The sequence below is a fragment of the Amylibacter marinus genome, assembly GCF_030160015.1.
GTDB classification, from domain to species: domain Bacteria; phylum Pseudomonadota; class Alphaproteobacteria; order Rhodobacterales; family Rhodobacteraceae; genus Amylibacter; species Amylibacter marinus.
Window position 1 is genome coordinate 108,569 of the sequence record NZ_BSNN01000002.1, and the last position, 18,421, is coordinate 126,989.

The following is an 18,421-nucleotide window of genomic DNA, read 5'->3' on the forward strand; positions in this document are numbered from 1 at the left end:
TGGGGCCTTTGGGGCATGGCCCCTTGTTTATTTACGCGCGGTTTCTTCGAATTTAAACAACATATCTAGGATCACCGAAGAAGGGTCAAGGTTCACCGCATTTGCATGTTGAACACGACCTTGCAGGGACTGGCTTAGGCGCGCCCATTTTCGTGCTGCGGCCAGATCGGGTGCAAGTTTCGCCAGAACATTGGCCTCGCCTGTGGCGGCCTCGGCAAGGTTTTGAGGTTGGAGAGCACCAAATTTTGCAAGGCGTGCGATAAACAGATCGAACATGCGCAGAGTTAGTTGAAAGGTTGCGCTCTTATCCTTGCCAACACAGGCATTTGCCAACCGCATAGCGGCGTCCCGATCCATACGCGGCGCATCCTGTACCAAAGTGACGATGGATTGATAGAGGGCGATGCCATCCCCTGCCATTAACTCGATAGAGCGCCCGATAGAGCCATCTGCCAAAACGGCCAAAGCATCGGATACCGCGCTCTGTTCAAAATCAGCCTGCGTTAGCGCGGCGGCGATATCTTTCGGGGCAAGAGGGGCGCATTTTAAAATCCGACACCGCGAGCGAATGGTCGGCAAGAGGCGAGCAGGTTGATGACATATCAACAGTATTAAGGTTTTCTCCGGTGGCTCTTCCAGCAATTTTAACAACGCATTTGCCGCGGCCGTATTCATTTCCTCGGCCGCATCCACAATGGCCACACGCCAGCCTCCATCGGCGGCAGAAAGGGTGAAAAAGCTCTTGAGCTTGCGGATTTCTTCAACCGTAATATGGGCCTTTAGACGTTTCGCTTTCTCATCCCACGGGCGGCGGGTTAAATACAGGCTAGGCTCGCCCAAGGCATCTATACGCTTGGCAATGGGGTGGTCGTCTGGGGTATCTAGGCTGCTTACTGGTTGAGCCGGGAACATGGGGTTTGGTTCTGGCTGCGACAGCACAAAACGTGCGATGCGCCATGCCAATGTGGCCTTGCCCACGCCATTTGGGCCGGTGATCATCCATGCATGGTGTAGGCGATCAGAATTATAGGCCGATAGAAAATCGCTCTGCGCCGCATCTTGGCCAAACAGCGTTTTTGTATGGCGCGGGTGGGGCGCCCCATCTAGCTGATCAGATTGCGGGATTTCATCGGCGCTCATTTAGGACCTCTTGGGTAATGCGCAAGATCTCGGCGGCGATCAGGTCTATTTCACGCATGCCATCAATGACATGGCACCGCTTATGGTATTCACCCGCAAGTTCCAGAAACCCAGCGCGTAGGGATTTTTGGAACTCTAGGCCGAAATCCTCGAATCGATCCTCGCCGCAGTTGCGGGCCAATCCGCGTGATAAGGCACGCTCTGGGTCCATATCGATGACAAATGTCAAATCGGCCTCGGTCTGTATCGCCAAATCATGCAGGGCATCAACCATTGAGCGCAAGCTGGCCCGTGCGACCCCCTGATAGACCCGCGTTGAATCCACAAAACGATCCGAGATCACATGGTGACCCTGTTCCAGCGATGGGATGATGGTTTTTTCCAAATGATCGCGCCGCGCGGCCGTAAACAGCAAGATTTCAGTCTGTGCAGACCAACGCTCAGTATCACCCTCGACCAATAGCTTTCGGATCAATTCAGCCCCAGTGCTGCCCCCGGGTTCGCGGGTCTTGACGCAAGTCTGGCCAAGCGCAGTTAGTGCCTCGGCGAGCCGAGTAGATTGGGTTGTTTTTCCCGAACCATCGATGCCCTCGAACGTGATGAGAAATCCGCGCGACATGGGTTAATTTGCTGCCCCAAGTTTATTGCCAATCAAATCCTTAGACAACAAGTGAGCTGCAGCAATCATCCGTGTAAGAACTCCCCCTTTTTCCACATCGCTAGCGGCAACCAGTGGAAACTCAACGGGGTTCATTTTTGCTACATTCACTTTTAAAGTAGCGATTTGATCGCCCTTGGCTATGGGGGCTTCGATCGGGCCTTGGTAGCTGATGGACAATTGGATATCAGATTGTACACCCAGCGGGATCAAGCTGGCGATATCATGTTCAGTGGTCAACGGGACATGTTTTTCTGCACCCAGCCATACCTCCGCGGTCGAGATCGTTGCGCCCTGCTTAAACAGCTCTTTGCTAACAAACTGACGAAAGGCCCAATTGGTTAGCTTCTCAGCCTCGCTAGCGCGTTCGGCTGCAGATTGTAGGCCCGTGATCATGAATATTACCCGGCGTTTCCCTTGTTTAGCAGAGCCAACCAACCCGTATCCGGCCTCGCTGGTATGCCCAGTTTTCAGCCCGTCAGCGCCAATACCAAGGTTAAGCAAAGGATTTCGATTATCTTGCTTTACCCCATCCCATTCAAAGGACTGCTGGGAAAAATACGGATAAAACTGTGGGAAATCGGTGATTAAACGATTGGCCATAAAAACCAGATCGCGCGCGCTCATACGCTGTAGCGGATGCGGCCAGCCGGTGGCATTACCAAAGGACGAGGCATTCATGCCCAGCTCGCCAGCGCGATCGGTCATTTGCTGTGCAAAGGCCTCTTCGGTACCGGCAAGGTTTTCTGCCACGGTGACACAGGCATCATTGCCCGATTGCACGATAATCCCTTGGATCAGGTTTTCTACGCTGACCCGCTCACCAGAGCGCAGGAACATGGTCGAGCCCCCGATTTGCTGTGCGCGGTCGGATACCAAAAACTTGGTCTCCATTGTGACGCGCCCATCACGTAGGGCCTCGAACAACATGTTCAGCGTCATCAATTTAGACATCGAAGCAGGGGGAATCGGGCGGTCCGCATCTTTGGCCAACAGCACTGTGCCAGTGGTTTGATCAACAATCATGGCCGAAGTAGCGGCGGTATCAAAGGCAATGGCTGGGGTGACCAGCATCAAGGTGGCACTGAGCGTACAGAATATCCGAGACAGAAACTTCATGTTTTAGCCCTTTACAAGGTAGGCATCATTAAAGCCCATGGCCTTCACCTCTTTCAGTACGCGTGCCTGTTCTGCCTTGCCTGCGGCTGGCCCCGCCAACACACGATAAAAGGTCTTGCCCTTAGCAGACGAGGTGACGATCTTCCCGCTTAAGCCTTTGGCTTTTAGGGCCTTTAGGGTGCCATCGGCATTGCCTTTTACGCTGAACAGACCCAGCTGTACATAGCGGGTGTTTGCATCTGCCTTTGGTGCCGCGGGCGCGGCAGGTGCCTTGGCTGATGCGCTTGGCTTAACCGCAGGCTTGGATGGCGGGGTCGGTTTTTTGGTTGCGCCTTTCCGTGTGGTGGGTTTTTTTGCGGTGGGTTTCGTGTCATCCGCGGTTTCCAGCGCCTCTAAGGCGGTGGTCGCAATGTCCGTACTATCTGCTGGTTTCACGTCTGTTTTCTTAGCGATTTCGCGTTTTTCAAGACGCATCGCAGTTACAGATAGTGAAACAGGTGTACCGGCGGGGGTACCCAGAGCCGAAGCAGCATCTGATGACATTTGAAATGCCGGGCCGGGGGTGCCGCTGCTTTTGCGGAACAACGCACCTATCACGAATTTACCATTTGCTTGATTGCGAATGATAACGCGCTCGGGTTGTTTTACATCATTGTGCGCCACCCAAACGCCGCCTAAAGAAGGACGCCCATCCCACAGTGACTTGTCTGTTTTATGGAAGACCTCTGGGGCCTCGACATCGACCTCTTTATAAGACTTGGTACCATCGGGGGCGGCATCTATTGCATTGGGCTTGGACTTAAATGGATTGTCGCCGCTGGTTTCGCAGGCGGCGAGCCCGAGTGCGACTGTTGCAAGCAAAGAAAATTTAAGAAGCTTCGTTTTTTGTAAATGCCTGATCACGTTACTGACTTTCCTGTTTTTCCACCCATAGCCCTTGGTGCCATTGGCATGATTTTGCCGCTTATTTTGCGGCTTGGGGCAATGTTATACAATTAACTTCTGTCTTGGAAGTGGCAAGTCGCGCAAAGAAGCGGCAAGAGTGGCAAAAAAATGAAACTTCTGTATTTTTCGGCGTTTTTTGGCTTGCAACATCGGACGTGGCAATTTAGGGAAGGCGCACGGATCGACCCCGTATATATGGCACGGAGAGGTGGCAGAGTGGTCGAATGCGGCGGTCTTGAAAACCGTTGAACTGCGAGGTTCCCAGGGTTCGAATCCCTGTCTCTCCGCCACTACCTTTTTTGGCAAACTCATGTTTCTCCTTTATGGCCATGGCTACAATTATCGGATTGTGATCCCGATGGATTGGAAACATGTATTTTAGACGTGAGGCTTGCCGAGCAGTGATCCGCAGTCATACAGCAGGCGGGTGTAATCGACCTATAATTGGAACTGTGTGTGATCCAATTTTCGTAGATATGTTTTTAGGTTAACTTGCGCCCATAACGCGAACCAAAATGTTGTGGATTAACAGTGCCAGATGATCAGATAGCTTGCGAATCGCAAAAACCGATCGGCACTGTAGAATATGCAGTCCAAGACCAGCATTGTTGCGGCCAAGGCCCCAGCCGATGAGATAGATCGCGTGGCCGTTAAATCCTCTTGGGGTAGTCACGGCCATAGGCTTCAGAAACTCTATGCCCCGATCGCCATTAGCATATTATCCCAAGCGCTCGGAGCTGTGGCTACCTGGGCTGGCAGGGAAAACCACTGTTTTGTTGCCATTTAAGAATACGCGGTGGTGGGCATGCGCATGTATCGCGCGTGCCAGGACTTGGCTTTCAACATCACGCCCCAATGATACGTAATCCGAGGCCGATTGGGCGTGGGTGACGCGCACAATATCTTGTTCGATAATTGGGCCTTCGTCCAGGTCAGCTGTCACATAATGAGACGTGGCCCCGATCAATTTCACACCCCGCTCATAGGCTTGTTTATAGGGGTTTGCACCCTTGAAGGATGGCAGGAATGAGTGGTGTATGTTAATGATCTTACCTGACATTTTTTGACACATCTCATCTGACAAAATTTGCATATAGCGCGCCAAAACAATCAAATCAGCCTGTTGATCGGTGACGATCTTCATGATCGCCGCTTCGGCCTCGGGCTTGTTCTCTTTGGTCACCTTTATACAGTGAAACGGGATATCAGCATTAACCACAGGTTTTTGGTAATCCATATGATTAGAAATCACCGCTACGATCTCCACCGGTAATGCGCCAATACGTATCCGGTAGAGCAAATCATTCAAGCAATGCCCAAAACGGCTGACCATAATCACGACCTTCATTTTCTGGGTTTCGTCGTGAAACGCAAACTGCATGTCATGGGGTGAGGCGATGGACAGAAAGGACTGGTCTAGATCTGTGAGGGTGCGATCGGATTCTGATACAAAACTGATCCGCATGAAAAATTGCCCAGTACCCAGATCGTCATATTGCGAGCTGTCGGTGATATTGCAGCCATTCTCGGCCAAAAACCCCGCGATTGCCGCGACAATACCGCGGGTAGAGGGGCAGGTGACTGTGAGGCAATATTTTGTCATAGCATTTTCCGTATGATGCGAAGGTTTGATATCCGTTTCGTATGTTATAAATTTTATGGATGCAATGTTTGACCGACCCAAGGCGAAAACTGTGAGCAATTTTATCAACCCAGTCTATTTTGCATATTTTTTAAGCAGTTCCTTGATCGGTGGAGACTTATTCACCCGAGATCCTTTCGTGGGGTCGATCGGCAGGCTACGACCTCTATAAGGGGTGCCAGAAATGACCGAGCCACTGCACATTGTTGTAATCGATCCGAACAAAGAACGCGCATTTTTAATTGTAGATGCGCTGCGCGAAAGCGATGATTACCGAATTTCGGTGATCGGAGAAACAACTGGGCTGGCGCGCCGTTTGGGCGAAATGACGCCAGATATAATCTTGGTGGATTTCGAAGACCCAGCGCGGGATAGTTTCGAGCAGGTTATCTCTGCCCTTGGGCCCGCCCAAAGGCCTGTTGCGATGTTTGTTGACCAAACTGATAATCAAATGATGCGCGCCGCCATCGAGGCCGGGGTCAGCGCATATGTGGTGGACGGGTTGCGCAAGGATCGTATCAAGCCGGTGCTTGAAACTGCTGTTGCTCGGTTTCATGCTTTTGCGCGGATAAAGGCCGAATTAGAGGCTACAAAAACCGCCCTAGCCGAGCGCAAAACTATCGATCGTGCCAAGGGGTTGCTGATGAAATCCAGAGATTTGTCCGAAGATGACGCCTATGCCCTATTGCGTAAAACCGCCATGGATCAGGGGCGCCGCGTGTCCGAGGTGGCAGAAGCCTTGGTTACTGCTGCGGGATTACTGTTATGATTGCGGTGCTGAATTGTAGCTATGTGCCCTTGGTCGATGCGGCCCCTCTGATTGTGGCCAAAGAGCTGGGATATGCCGAGGAAGAGGGCATCCATCTAAACCTCAGCAAGGAAACCAGCTGGTCATCTCTGCGCGATAAATTGATGTATGGGGTGATTGACGCAGCGCATATGTTGGCTCCACTGGCGGTTTCATTGGCAAAACAGGGTGTAATCGTACCGCAGGTTCTTAGCCTAAATGGGAATTGTTTTGTCGCGGGTGATGAATTGGCGGCTTATCTACATGAGCGTGCGATGCGCTTTAATGATGCGGCGTGTTTGGGGCAGTGTCTAGTGAGTAGGGGGCGTGTTCGAATTGGTGTGCCGTTTTTGGCATCAATGCAAGCCTTGCTTCTACGGTATCTTGTGCGCAAATCTGGCGCCGACCCTGATCTAGTCTTGGATTTCGTGGTCTCGCCCCCCTCACTGATGGGCGCAAAGCTTCAAAATGGCGAGATCGAGTGTTTCATGGTTGGTGAACCCTGGGGGTCGCTAGCTGTGGCGCAGGGGCTGGGGCAGATTTTTCTAACCAGCAGTGCTGTATGGCAAGGGGCGCCAGAAAAGGTTTTGGCGATTTCGCCCAATGTGCTGAATATGAAATCATCCCAGATATTTGCCTTGATGCGGGCCTGTGCGCGGGCAGGGCGCTGGTTGTCAGAAAATCGTGATCCGGGTGCGGTGGCCGAGTTATTGGCCAAACCCGATCATTTAGATTGTGCAGCGGAGCTATTGGAGCATTCTCTAAGTGGTCGTTTCATCTTAAATGAACAAGGGCACTATGGCATCGACAAGCGCGCGCTTGTTTTTGGCGGCCCAGAGGTTAGTTTTCCGTGGGTTTCACAATCAGCGTGGATCGCTCAAGAGATGCAGATAGATTTGGCGCAATCGCATGTAGGGTTTCGCCCCGACCTCTATCGGGCAGCCTTGGAATCACTTGGCGGGGCTATGCCTGCTGCCAGTTCAAAATTAGAAGGCGCGCTGTGTCACCCGCGCGCGGTTAGCGCGAACAAAGATTTGGTTTTGGGGCCGGATGCCTTTTTTGATGGCCAAATTTTCGACCCTGATTAAAATTTAGGCACAAGTTTTGCGACAGCTTTGTTGACCTTTGTGCTGTTACAGATATCATTCAGACAACAGCACACAACGACGTGTTCTGCTTTCACCCAAATGTTGGGTTCCTTCCACCAAGCAACGCCGCTTGATCACAGTATGGTTCTGTTTTTGCAGAGCTGTGTTTTGGTCAGGCGGCTTTTTTTATTTGGAGACAAAAAAATGAAGAAACAGTTACTGACGCTTTCTGCGGTTATTGCTGGATTTCTGGCAATGCCTGTACAGGCCGAGATGTTAGATGTTGAAAAAGATGAACTGAAAATTGGTTTCATCAAGCTGACCGATATGGCGCCTTTGGCGATTGCCTATGAAAAAGGTTTTTTCGAGGACGAGGGGCTGTATGTAACACTTGAGGCACAAGCCAATTGGAAGGTTCTGTTGGATGGTGTAATTGATGGCACACTGGACGGGGCGCATATGCTGGCGGGTCAGCCATTGGCCGCGACCATAGGTTTTGGCACCAAGGCCGATATTGTGACACCCTTTTCTATGGATCTAAACGGGAACGGAATTACAGTTTCCAATGAAATCTGGGACGAGATGAAGCAATACGTTCCCAAAGATGCCGAAGGAAAGCCAATCCACCCGATTTCTGCCGCAGCGCTAAAGCCAGTGGTTGATCGTTACAAGGATGAGGGCAAGCCCTTTAATATGGGCATGGTGTTCCCTGTATCCACTCATAACTACGAGTTGCGCTACTGGCTTGCTGCCGGTGGCATTCACCCTGGATTTTATACCGCAGACAACATCAGCGGCCAAGTTGATGCAGACGTATTGCTATCCGTAACCCCCCCACCACAGATGCCAGCCACGCTAGAGGCTGGAACCATCCTTGGGTATTGTGTGGGCGAGCCATGGAACCAAGCGGCCGTGGCCAAGGGTATTGGTGTGCCGGTAATTACCGATTACGAAATCTGGAAGAACAACCCAGAGAAAGTCTTCGGCATGAGCAAGTCCTTTACCGAAGAGAACCCTCAGACCACCTTGGCGCTGACCAAGGCCTTGATCCGTGCCGCAAAATGGTTGGATCAAAGCAATGAGAACCGCAACGAAGCCGTGAAGATTCTAAGCCAGCCAGAATATGTAGGTGCTAATCCAGAAGTTATTGCCGCATCTATGACCGGTACATTTGAATATGAAAAAGGTGATGTTCGTTCGGTGCCTGATTTCAACGTGTTTTTCCGCTACTTTGCCAACTATCCGTACTATTCTGATGCGACATGGTATCTAACACAAATGCGCCGTTGGGGCCAAATTACCGATGCGAAACCTGCTGAATGGTACGAGCAAGTTTCCAAGGATGTGTACAAGCCAGCAATCTATCTAGAGGCTGCGAAACTGCTGATCGACGAGGGCCATCTATTAGAATCCGAGGTCCCCTTTGGGACAGATGGTTACAAGCCCGCAACATCTGATTTTCTGGACGGCGTTACCTATGACGGCAAGGCACCTCTCGCCTATCTGGATGCGCTGAATATTGGTCTGAAAGACCAATCCAACTAACCACCCCAAAGTTTTTCGCATCCCCGTGCGAAATAGGAAGTGAAAGGCAAGAGCAATGACATCAATCACAGATCCACAAGTGGACAAAGAAGCCCGTAGAGAGCGCATCTTTGGTCGCATTAATAAGGCCGATAGATACCTTGGTATACTTGGATTAGCATGGCTAACCCCAGTGTTGAAGGTCTGCGCCGGGGATGACTTTGGCCGCAATCTAAAAGACATCTGGCGGTTGTTGGGTGTTCCGGTTCTGGCGATTGTATTGTTCTTGCTTGCTTGGGGGGCGTTGGCCCCCAAGGTTACCACATCTCTTGGCGCTGTTCCGGGGCCTGTTCAGGTCTGGGAACAGTTCAAGACGTTGAATGCAGATCATGACCGCCAAAGGGACAAGGCCGCGGCCTTTTACGAGCGCCAAGATGCGCGTAATGCCAAGCTGATCGCGGCTGGGCGCGAAGATAGAGTGAAAGAACGTGCCTTCACCGGTGCGCCAACATTTTACGACCAAATCTGGACGTCTCTTGGTACCGTGTTCTTTGGGTTCCTGATTGCGACAGTTATCGCCATTCCCTTGGGGATTGCAGGCGGCCTGTCGCCGTTGGTCGGGGCTGGGATGAACCCAATTATTCAAATTTTTAAGCCAGTATCGCCCCTGGCATGGTTGCCAATTGTCACAATGGTTGTATCGGCCACTGTTTCCTCTGCAGACCCTCTGTTTGCTAAATCGTTTCTGGTTTCTGCAATCACTGTAACGTTGTGCTCGATCTGGCCAACATTGATCAATACCACCCTTGGTGTGGCGTCAATTGATCGGGATTTGATCAATGTAAGTAAGGTCTTGAAGTTGGGCACATGGACAAAAATCACCAAGCTGGTTCTACCCTCGGCACTTCCGCTTATCTTTACGGGTCTGCGCCTATCGCTTGGCGTGGGATGGATGGTTTTGATCGCCGCGGAAATGCTGGCTCAGAACCCGGGTCTTGGAAAATTCGTTTGGGATGAATTCCAAAATGGATCTAGCCAATCCTTGGCCAAGATTATGGTCGCAGTACTGACCATTGGATTGATTGGGTATATGCTGGATCGCCTGATGTATGCGTTGCAGTCCATGATGACATTCTCGATCGACAGGTAATCAACATGAGCATTTTATCCTTTAAAAACGTATCAAAATCCTTTGGCGATGCCAAAATCCTTAAAGACATTACCCTAGACGTCGCGGAGGGAGAGTTTATTGCTATTCTTGGGTTCTCTGGTTCCGGCAAAAGTACCCTGATGAATTTGATGACCGGGTTAATTACGCCTGATACCGGAACTGCCACGTTCCGAGGGGCGCCAATTGTCGAGCCCGGCCCAGAACGCGGGCTGGTTTTCCAAAGCTATTCTTTGATGCCTTGGTTGACGGTGAATGGCAATGTGGCCCTTGCGGTGGATGCGGTGCATGCGCATATGCCAAAGGCGGATCGCGCCGCTCTGGTAAAGAAGTATGTGGATATGGTTGGCCTGTCACATGCCACCGATCGTCGCCCGTCCGAGCTCTCTGGCGGGATGCGGCAACGGGTTTCTGTGGCGCGCGCGCTGGCGATGCAACCCGAAGTTCTGCTGTTGGATGAGCCTCTGTCTGCTTTGGATGCCTTGACGCGCGCCAATCTGCAAGACGAGATCGAAACCATCAGCCAGAAGGAAAAGAAAACCATCGTCTTGATCACCAATGATGTAGACGAGGCGATCCTGCTGGCGGATCGCATTGTGACCCTGAAACCGGGCCCAGAGGCAACGCTGGGGCCTGATTTCCAGGTCAACATCCCACGCCCACGTGATCGCACGAAGATGAATGATGATCCGGCGTTTATTAAGCTGCGTGCTGATGTGACAAAATATTTGATGGATATCGGGTTTTCTGCGGCGGCCGAACAAACGCGCAGCATGCCAGATGTTCAGGCCGTTCACCAAATGGCGCCATCTGCGCTGCGCGAAGCAGGGAAATCAGAGGGTTTTAACGACGAGCGTTATCTACAATTTTCCATGGTTCACAAAGTTTATCCCACGCCCAAGGGGCCGCTAACGGTGGTCGAGGACTTCGACATGACCCTGCAAAAAGGCGAATTCGTATCGGTGATCGGGCACTCGGGTTGTGGGAAATCCACCGCCCTAACAATGGCCGCAGGGCTGAACCCGATTTCTAAGGGTGGTATTATCCTAGACGGTAAACACGTCGAGGGCGCTGACCCAGAACGCGCGGTGGTGTTTCAATCACCCAGCCTGTTCCCTTGGTTAACCGCCAAACAAAACGTCGCCATCGGTGTAGACAAGGTCTATCCCAACGCCAGCCAGATAGAGCGCCAAGAGGTGGTGGAATATTACCTAGAACGCGTCGGGCTGGCCGATAGCATGGATCGAAATGCGGTTGATTTGTCCAATGGAATGCAACAGCGCGTTGGGATCGCAAGAGCCTTTGCATTATCTCCTAAGTTGTTGTTACTAGATGAACCTTTCGGAATGTTAGACAGCTTGACTCGTTGGGAGTTACAAGAGGTTCTGATGGATGTTTGGTCTAAAACCAAGGTAACAACAATTTGTGTTACCCATGATGTGGACGAGGCGGTTTTGTTATCTGACAGGATTTGCATGATGACCAATGGGCCGCGCGCAACCATTGGCAAAATGCTATCGGTAGATCTGCCGCGCCCACGCACCCGCAAGGCGCTGATGGAGCACTCCGACTATTATCGCTACCGCGCCGAAGTTTTGCAATTTTTAGAAGACTACGAGCATGGAGACCCAGATACCGTTGTTGAAGAGAGCGCAGCGCAGGATTCCCACGAAACCGCGGCCGCTACAACAGGCGAGGCTGCGTAATGGCGCAGAACCTTGTGATTATCGGGGCGGGTATGGCCTCTGGGCGGTTGATAGAAAATCTGCTGGAGCAAGATCCACAAGCCTATAAAATTACGTTGTTCAATGCCGAACCGCGTGGCAATTACAATCGATTGATGTTGTCACCGGTGCTCAGCGGTGAAAAAAACTACGAAGAAATCATCACCCATAGTGATGCATGGTATGAAGATCGGGGGATTACCACCTATTTTGGTGAACCGGTTCTAGAGATTGATCAGGCCGCCAAATTCATTCGCAGTGCATCCAACTGTGCACCCTATGACAAGCTGGTGATTGCTACTGGATCTGCACCTGTTATGATTCCATTTCCAGGCATAAACCTAGAAGGTGTGTTGCCTTATCGCGATTTGGACAATGTCAATCTGATGCTGGATGTCGCGCAAAAGCCCCAGAGCAAGGCTGTGGTCATTGGTGGCGGAGTGTTGGGGCTAGAAGCTGCAGCAGGGTTAAATGCACGAGGTATGGATGTTACGGTTATTCATATTTCGGATCACCTGATGGAACGCCAGCTGGATTCAACGGCCGCAGGGCTGTTGCAAAAGTCACTAGAGGCGCGGGGCATCACTGTGCACACTCAGGGGGCCACCAAGGAGATCGTTGGGGCAGAGCGTGTTGAGGCGGTGAAGCTAGAGGATGGCACGATTTACCCCGCGGACATCGTGGTGATGGCCGTGGGTATTCGCCCAGAAACGCGCCTTGCAAAAGAGGCTGGTATTGCTACCGCGCGGGGCATTATTGTTGACGATGCGCTGCGCACAGAGGCCTCAGATATCTATGCGCTAGGTGAATGTGTAGAACACAGCGGCCAGCTGTTTGGCCTTGTGGCACCGCTTTATGAGCAGGCGAAGGTTTTGGCGAATGATTTGCTGGGGCATAGGGCCGTGTTTACCCCCATTGAGCTGTCAACCAAGCTGAAGGTCACGGGGTGCGATTTATTCTCGGCGGGGGATTTTGCGCGCGGTGCCGATCGCGATGAAATAGTCTATTTCGATCCCATCTCTGGGATCTATAAGCGCCTGAACGTACAGGATAATAAATTAATCGGGGTCGTTATGTATGGCGATACCGTTGATGGGGCGTGGTTCCTGCAAAAGATTAAATCAGGTGAGGATATCTCCCCTATACGCGAGACCCTGATTTTTGGCCCTAACTTCACTTTGGATGCGCCGCCGGACCCGCTGGTAGCCGTTGTAGCCTTGCCGCTTGATTGCACAATCAACAGCTACGACGGCCCATACTTCGGCAAATATGTAAGTAACCAGCTAGGCGGAGATCAGATCGCCTACGGCAAATACGTGAACCCAAAGTTTGGCAAATGCTCAGACATGGCAGGAGCAGTTATCAATGAGTGATGTGCGAACAACATGCGCCTATTGTGGTGTCGGATGCGGGATTATTGCGACACCAGATGGCAGCGGCGGTGCAGTGATCGTGGGTGATGCAAAGCACCCGGCAAATTTCGGGCGCCTGTGTACCAAGGGCACGACGCTGGGCCACACACTCTCGCTTGAGGATCGATTGTTGAACCCGATGATTGGCGGGGTACAGGCCACGTGGAATGAGGCCACGGATCTGGTGGCCAAGAAATTCAAGGAGACCATTGAAGAACACGGGCCTGACAGTGTTGCGTTTTATGTATCCGGGCAATTGCTGACCGAGGATTACTATGTGGCCAACAAGTTGATGAAGGGCTTTATCGGTTCCGCCAATATCGACACGAACTCTCGCCTTTGCATGGCCTCGTCGGTTGCAGGGCATAAACGCGCCTTTGGCACAGATACTGTTCCGGGCACATATGCTGATCTAGACGAGGCCGACCTGATTGTCTTGGTAGGTTCAAATCTGGCATGGTGCCATCCAGTTCTGCATCAGCGTATCATCGCAGCCCAAGAGCAGCGTGGCCTGAAAATTGTAAACATTGACCCGCGGCGCACCGCCACATCGGATATGGCTGATATGCATCTGGGTATTGCACCCGGTGGCGATGTGGCGTTGTTCAATGGCTTGCTGAAATATCTTGGGGATGCTGGGAAAATTGATGCTGAGTATATCGCCAAGCATGTGAACGGGTTCGCAGATGCGATGGCGGCCGTTACGCCATATTCCCTTGGCCATGTTTCAAGCCTGACTGGTTTAACGCCACAAGAGCTAGAAGAGTTCTATTGCACCTACGCCAAGACCGAGCGTGTTGTTACGATCTATAGTCAGGGTGTGAACCAAGCCAGCGATGGCACCGACAAGGTCAACGCCATCATCAATTGCCATTTGGCTACGGGGCGCATTGGGGGAGCAGGGCAGGGGCCATTTTCCGTGACAGGCCAGCCCAATGCCATGGGCGGGCGCGAGGTCGGTGGGCTGGCGAATATGCTGGCGGCTCATTTAGATATCGAAAACCCTGACCACCGAGACATGGTACAGGATTTCTGGAACTCGCCAACCCTGCCCACCCAAGCAGGGCTAAAGGCTGTGGATATGTTCAAAGCATGCGCCAGCGGCAAAATAAAAGCCTTGTGGGTGATGTGCACGAACCCTGCCGTCAGCATGCCACGCGCCGATGATGTGGCGGCGGCGATTGAGGTGGTAGATTTTGTTGTGGTCTCTGACATCGTAGAAGAAACAGATACCACTGTTTTGGCCGATGTTCTGTTGCCAGCGGCGGGATGGGGCGAAAAGGATGGCACTGTTACCAATTCGGAGCGCCGGATTTCACGGCAGCGGGCGTTTTTGCCACTGCCCGAGCAGGCCCGACCTGATTGGAAAATCATCTGTGATGTGGCTAAGAAAATGGGCTGGGGCGCCGATTTCAGTTATCAAGGCCCACATGAAATATTTAAAGAATGGGCTTCGCAGACTTATCTGTCAGTTCTGGCAGGAAAGGATCTGGATTTAACGGCCCTATCAGAAATATCTGTTGATAGATATGAGGGGCTAGAGCCAGTGCAATGGCCGGTTAGGCCCGATGGTGGCGATACGAGGTTTTTTGAAAACGGTGGATTTTTCACCTCAGATGCCAAGGCCAGAATGCTGGCCGTCCATGCACAAGCAAACTCCGCTATTTGCGATTTGAAGTACCCATATATATTGAATACAGGGCGGGTACGTGATCATTGGCACACACTGACACGCACGGCGAAATCTGCGGTATTAAGCCAACATATATCAGAACCTTTCTTGCAGATAAATGCGGCCGACGCCGCGGATATTGGGGTAGAGACGGCCGATCTGGTGCAGGTAAATAGCCCTTATGGTACGGCGGTTTTGCGCGCACAGGTCTCTGACAGGCAACAGGTGGGGCAGGTTTTCGCACCCCTGCATTGGACAGGCCAATTTAGCGCCAAAGGGCGTATCGATGTGGTCGTGCCGGATCTGGTTGATCCTGTTTCTGGGCAACCAGAACTAAAGCGCACCGCGGTCGGGATCTCTAAATTTCACGCCCGCTGGTTTGGGTTTGGAATTTGTCTCAATCGCCCCTCTATAGACAGCTACTACTGGGCCAGCTCGCGGGTGAAAAATGGCTGGCGGATAGAGATCGCCGACAGCAATGCACCCGAGAGTTTTGAAGGCTATGTGCGAGAGACACTAAACTGTCCGCAGGGACAGGCCGTATCCTACCAAGACCCCGCCTCAGGACAACAGCGCCTTGTGATTGTGGATCGGGGGGTGGTTATTGGTGCGTTTTTTGCGGGGCCCAGCCCGGTTTACGCGGCGCGCGGCTTTGTATCTGATGCATTGGGTCAAAAAGATTATAAAAACCTGTTGGCAGGTGCTAGCGGTGCAGATGCCCCAGATATCGGTCCGGTGATCTGCAATTGTTTTAATGTTGGTGTAAATCAGATAACAAATGCAGTGCTATCCGGCCAAGCCAGGGATCTTGGCGATATTGGCCGATTGCTACAGGCGGGTACCAATTGTGGATCGTGCCGCCCGGAAATCAGCAATTTGATTGCCAACTATAGACCCAAGATCGCCGCTGAATGAGCCGCGGCGGTCGTGACGGTTAATGTGACAATGCCTTTATGACGCCGCGCAGCTCTGCCAAGCCGCGCAAACGTCCAATCATCGGATAACCCGGAAAGGTGCCTTGATCCACATCACCAAGCAACTCGTGCCCGTGATCAGGGCGAAACGGGATTAGCGCATCTGCGCGGCCCTGTTCTTGGCGGCGGGTTTGTTCGGTCAGCAAGACCTGAATAAGCGCAACCATATCCGTATCACCCGATAGATGTGCGGCCTCTTCAAATGATCCATCAGGATCTTTTGACACATTCCGTAGATGCGCAAAATGAATGCGATCGGCAAATTGGCTGGCGATTGTGGTTACATCATTGGCGGGGTTTGCGCCCAATGATCCCGAACATAGGGTTAATCCATTTTCTAGCGTGGGCTCTGCATTCAGAACCCACTCGATGTCCTCCCGGGTCGAAACAATTCGCGGAAGGCCTAATATATCACGTGGGGGATCGTCGGGGTGTACGCATAGCTTTATGCCAAGATCAACCGCTGTGGGGATGATTTCCTGTAAAAACCGTGCGTAATTGGCCCGAAGCGTGGCTCGATCAATACCGCGGTATCTTTGCAAGGCCATGCGAAGCCCAGCGATATCATAACGATCGAAGGCGCCGGGCAGGCCGGACATAATAGAATGCAATAGGGCATCTTGGTCTGCCTTGGAGGAGCGATTGTACCACGCTTGTGCCTGATCAAGCACGCCGCCGGGGTAGGTCTCTTGGGCTTCCGTACGCCCAAGCATGTGAATCTCGAATGCGGCCATTCGGTGCGCCTCGAAACGCAGGCAGGTGCCGCCGCGCGCAACAGGGGCCGCCAGATCGGTGCGTGTCCAATCTAACAGCGGCATGAAATTATAACAGATGGTGCTGATGCCTTGATCGGCCAAGTTCGCCATCGATTGGCGGTAATTTGCAAAAAGGCTCTCTAGGTTTCCCTCGCCGCGCTTGATATCTTCGTGAATTGGTAGGCTTTCGACCACGGCCCATGAAAATCCGGCATCAACTATCTGCTTGGCGCGCTGTTCAATAGCACCGCTTTGCCAGACCTCACCGTAGGGCACCTCGTGCAGAGCATTGACGATGGCCTTTGCCCCTGTTTGGGCGATTTCTGGTAGAGTGATTTTATCAAGCGGCCCGTACCAACGCCAAGCTTCAAGCATATAATTCTCTTTCAATTGTTTTTAATGTGCCGTGTTCCAAAAGCGAAATATAAGCGGTAGTAACCGATGCCTCGAATTTAGGATTTTGTGCTAACTCAGGATCGAATATCGCCTCGATTCCCAAGAGCGCTTGAACGGCCTCTTCTGGTCGCGTGCTTTTGATCACGGCGTTGCGCAATTGTTGCGCCATGGGATCTTGGACATCAATTTCTTGCCCCAATTCGTCAGTGCCGCCAACGTAACGCATCCATCCAGCTACGGCTAAACAGAGCAGGGGGGCAGAGTTTCCCATTTTCAGATTGTCAGAGATCGCACCCAGCAAGCGCTGAGGCAGTTTCTGCGAGCCATCCATGGCGATTTGAGATGTTTTGTGGTGGATGGATGGATTTTTATAGCGCTCTTGCAATGCGTGGCAATAGGCGTGAAGATCCTCGCCCTCTGGGGTGGGGATTGTGGGGATAATTTCGCGCGCCCACAGGCGGGTTAATAAATCTGCAAACCGCGTGTCGCACATCGCCGCCGCAATTGTCTTATAGCCGGCCAAATAGCCAAGGTATGCCAGCGTGGAATGTGATCCGTTCAGGCACCGCAATTTCATCAGTTCAAAGGCGTCAACGCTGGTCACCATTTGCGCCCCTGCGGCGGCCCAGTTTGGATGGTCATCCTTCACAAAATCATCTTCAATCACCCATTGACGGAAGGGTTCATGCACCACGCATCCGCTGTCATCAATGCCAATTGCCTGCCTGAGATTTTCGATATCCCGTGCTGTGGTTGCAGGGGTTATTCGATCCACCATTGTCGAAGGGAAACGCGCCTCTGCGCCGATCCAATCAGCCAAGCTGGGGTCAACGGCGTGCGCCAGTTCCAGCACCATCCGGCGCACCAACGCGCCATTACTTGGCAGATTATCGCATGATAGAACCGTAAACGGGGGCAAGCCGGCTGCGCGGCGTTGCGCCAACCCATAGACCAAAAAACCGATGGCTGTTCTGGGCGTTTCTGGATGGTCTAGATCATGCATGATGTCAGGGTTATTGTGATCCAAACCGTTGGTTGCGGGATCAAAGCAATAGCCTTTTTCAGTGATTGTTAGGGATACAATCCTAATGTTAGCCTCGCAAAGCGCTGCGAGCACGGCCTGAGGGTTTTCTGGGGCGACCAAAATGCTGTCGATCACATCGACCTGGGTATATTCGATGCCATCTGGCATGAGCATTGCTGCGGTGTAGATATAGTGTTGGGCCGCTAGGGTGTCACGGATGCCAGCGCTGCGCAGACTAACCGCCCGTATGCCCCAGTTACCACCGGAATGGGCCATCGCCTCGGCTGTATATATGGCGTTAAAGGCGCGAAAAAACGCACCCGGTCCAAAATGTAGAATACCCGCTTTTGGTCTCTCGGTAGGGGGGGATGTTAATGGTGAATTTTCGCGCAA

The 18,421-nt window shown here is 52.2% G+C and carries 15 protein-coding genes and 1 tRNA gene; 8 read left to right on the forward strand and 8 right to left on the reverse strand.

Annotated elements, in window-relative coordinates; translation table 11 throughout:
- Positions 1 to 27: 27 nt before the first annotated feature.
- From QQL62_RS01300 to QQL62_RS01315, 4 genes are read right to left on the reverse strand one after another with little or no spacing between them, the layout of a single operon-like run.
- Positions 28 to 1,140: a DNA polymerase III subunit delta' gene (locus QQL62_RS01300; protein WP_284375412.1), complete on the reverse strand. Its 1,113-nt coding sequence runs from the start codon at positions 1,138 to 1,140 to the stop codon at positions 28 to 30.
- Positions 1,127 to 1,759, reverse strand: a complete 633-nt coding sequence (gene tmk, locus QQL62_RS01305; protein WP_284375413.1) for a dTMP kinase — start codon at positions 1,757 to 1,759, stop codon at positions 1,127 to 1,129. Before tmk ends, QQL62_RS01300 begins: the two co-directional genes overlap by 14 nt.
- A 3-nt stretch (positions 1,760 to 1,762) precedes the next feature.
- A complete protein-coding gene (locus tag QQL62_RS01310) occupies positions 1,763 to 2,917 on the reverse strand; it encodes a D-alanyl-D-alanine carboxypeptidase family protein (RefSeq protein WP_284375414.1) in 1,155 nt (384 codons plus the stop codon).
- Positions 2,918 to 2,920: 3 nt separating this feature from the next.
- On the reverse strand, positions 2,921 to 3,778 hold the full coding sequence (locus tag QQL62_RS01315) for an SPOR domain-containing protein (protein ID WP_284375415.1): 858 nt from the start codon (positions 3,776 to 3,778) through the stop codon (positions 2,921 to 2,923).
- A 286-nt stretch (positions 3,779 to 4,064) separates the two neighbouring features.
- On the opposite strand from QQL62_RS01315, the gene QQL62_RS01320 reads away from it, so the two are divergent.
- Positions 4,065 to 4,152, forward strand: a tRNA-Ser gene (locus QQL62_RS01320).
- Positions 4,153 to 4,349: 197 nt separating this feature from the next.
- Here QQL62_RS01320 and QQL62_RS01325 read toward each other — a convergent pair.
- Together QQL62_RS01325 and purU are read right to left on the reverse strand one after the other, a co-directional pair.
- On the reverse strand, positions 4,350 to 4,535 hold the full coding sequence (locus QQL62_RS01325; RefSeq protein ID WP_284375416.1) for a hypothetical protein: 186 nt from the start codon (positions 4,533 to 4,535) through the stop codon (positions 4,350 to 4,352).
- Positions 4,536 to 4,580: 45 nt separating this feature from the next.
- Positions 4,581 to 5,465, reverse strand: a complete 885-nt coding sequence (purU, locus tag QQL62_RS01330) for a formyltetrahydrofolate deformylase (RefSeq protein WP_284375417.1) — start codon at positions 5,463 to 5,465, stop codon at positions 4,581 to 4,583.
- 223 nt (positions 5,466 to 5,688) lie between these two features.
- Between purU and QQL62_RS01335 the strand changes: the two genes are divergently transcribed.
- From QQL62_RS01335 to QQL62_RS01365, 7 genes are all read left to right on the forward strand, one after another.
- Positions 5,689 to 6,273, forward strand: coding sequence for an ANTAR domain-containing response regulator (locus QQL62_RS01335; RefSeq protein ID WP_284375419.1), 585 nt, complete (start codon positions 5,689 to 5,691; stop codon positions 6,271 to 6,273).
- Positions 6,270 to 7,379: a CmpA/NrtA family ABC transporter substrate-binding protein gene (locus tag QQL62_RS01340; protein ID WP_284375421.1), complete on the forward strand. Its 1,110-nt coding sequence runs from the start codon at positions 6,270 to 6,272 to the stop codon at positions 7,377 to 7,379. The genes QQL62_RS01335 and QQL62_RS01340 overlap by 4 nt, the downstream gene beginning before the upstream one ends.
- Positions 7,380 to 7,583: 204 nt before the next feature.
- Entirely contained in the window at positions 7,584 to 8,924 is a 1,341-nt protein-coding gene (locus QQL62_RS01345; RefSeq protein WP_284375423.1) for a CmpA/NrtA family ABC transporter substrate-binding protein, read from the forward strand.
- A 55-nt stretch (positions 8,925 to 8,979) separates the two neighbouring features.
- Positions 8,980 to 10,053 carry an ABC transporter permease gene (locus QQL62_RS01350; protein ID WP_284375425.1) on the forward strand — a complete coding sequence of 358 codons (1,074 nt, stop codon included), beginning with the start codon at positions 8,980 to 8,982 and terminating at the stop codon, positions 10,051 to 10,053.
- Between the two features lie 5 nt (positions 10,054 to 10,058).
- Positions 10,059 to 11,777: an ABC transporter ATP-binding protein gene (locus tag QQL62_RS01355; protein ID WP_284375427.1), complete on the forward strand. Its 1,719-nt coding sequence runs from the start codon at positions 10,059 to 10,061 to the stop codon at positions 11,775 to 11,777.
- Positions 11,777 to 13,168, forward strand: coding sequence for an NAD(P)/FAD-dependent oxidoreductase (locus tag QQL62_RS01360; RefSeq protein WP_431355737.1), 1,392 nt, complete (start codon positions 11,777 to 11,779; stop codon positions 13,166 to 13,168). The genes QQL62_RS01355 and QQL62_RS01360 overlap by 1 nt, the downstream gene beginning before the upstream one ends.
- Complete coding sequence (locus tag QQL62_RS01365; RefSeq protein WP_284375429.1) at positions 13,161 to 15,794, forward strand: nitrate reductase; 2,634 nt, start codon at positions 13,161 to 13,163, stop codon at positions 15,792 to 15,794. Before QQL62_RS01360 ends, QQL62_RS01365 begins: the two co-directional genes overlap by 8 nt.
- A gap of 19 nt (positions 15,795 to 15,813) precedes the next feature.
- Here the strand turns inward: QQL62_RS01365 and uxuA are convergent, their stop codons facing one another.
- Both uxuA and QQL62_RS01375 read right to left on the reverse strand, forming a co-directional pair.
- On the reverse strand, positions 15,814 to 16,983 hold the full coding sequence (gene uxuA / locus QQL62_RS01370) for a mannonate dehydratase (RefSeq protein ID WP_284375431.1): 1,170 nt from the start codon (positions 16,981 to 16,983) through the stop codon (positions 15,814 to 15,816).
- On the reverse strand, positions 16,976 to 18,421 hold the full coding sequence (locus QQL62_RS01375) for a mannitol dehydrogenase family protein (protein WP_284375433.1): 1,446 nt from the start codon (positions 18,419 to 18,421) through the stop codon (positions 16,976 to 16,978). Before QQL62_RS01375 ends, uxuA begins: the two co-directional genes overlap by 8 nt.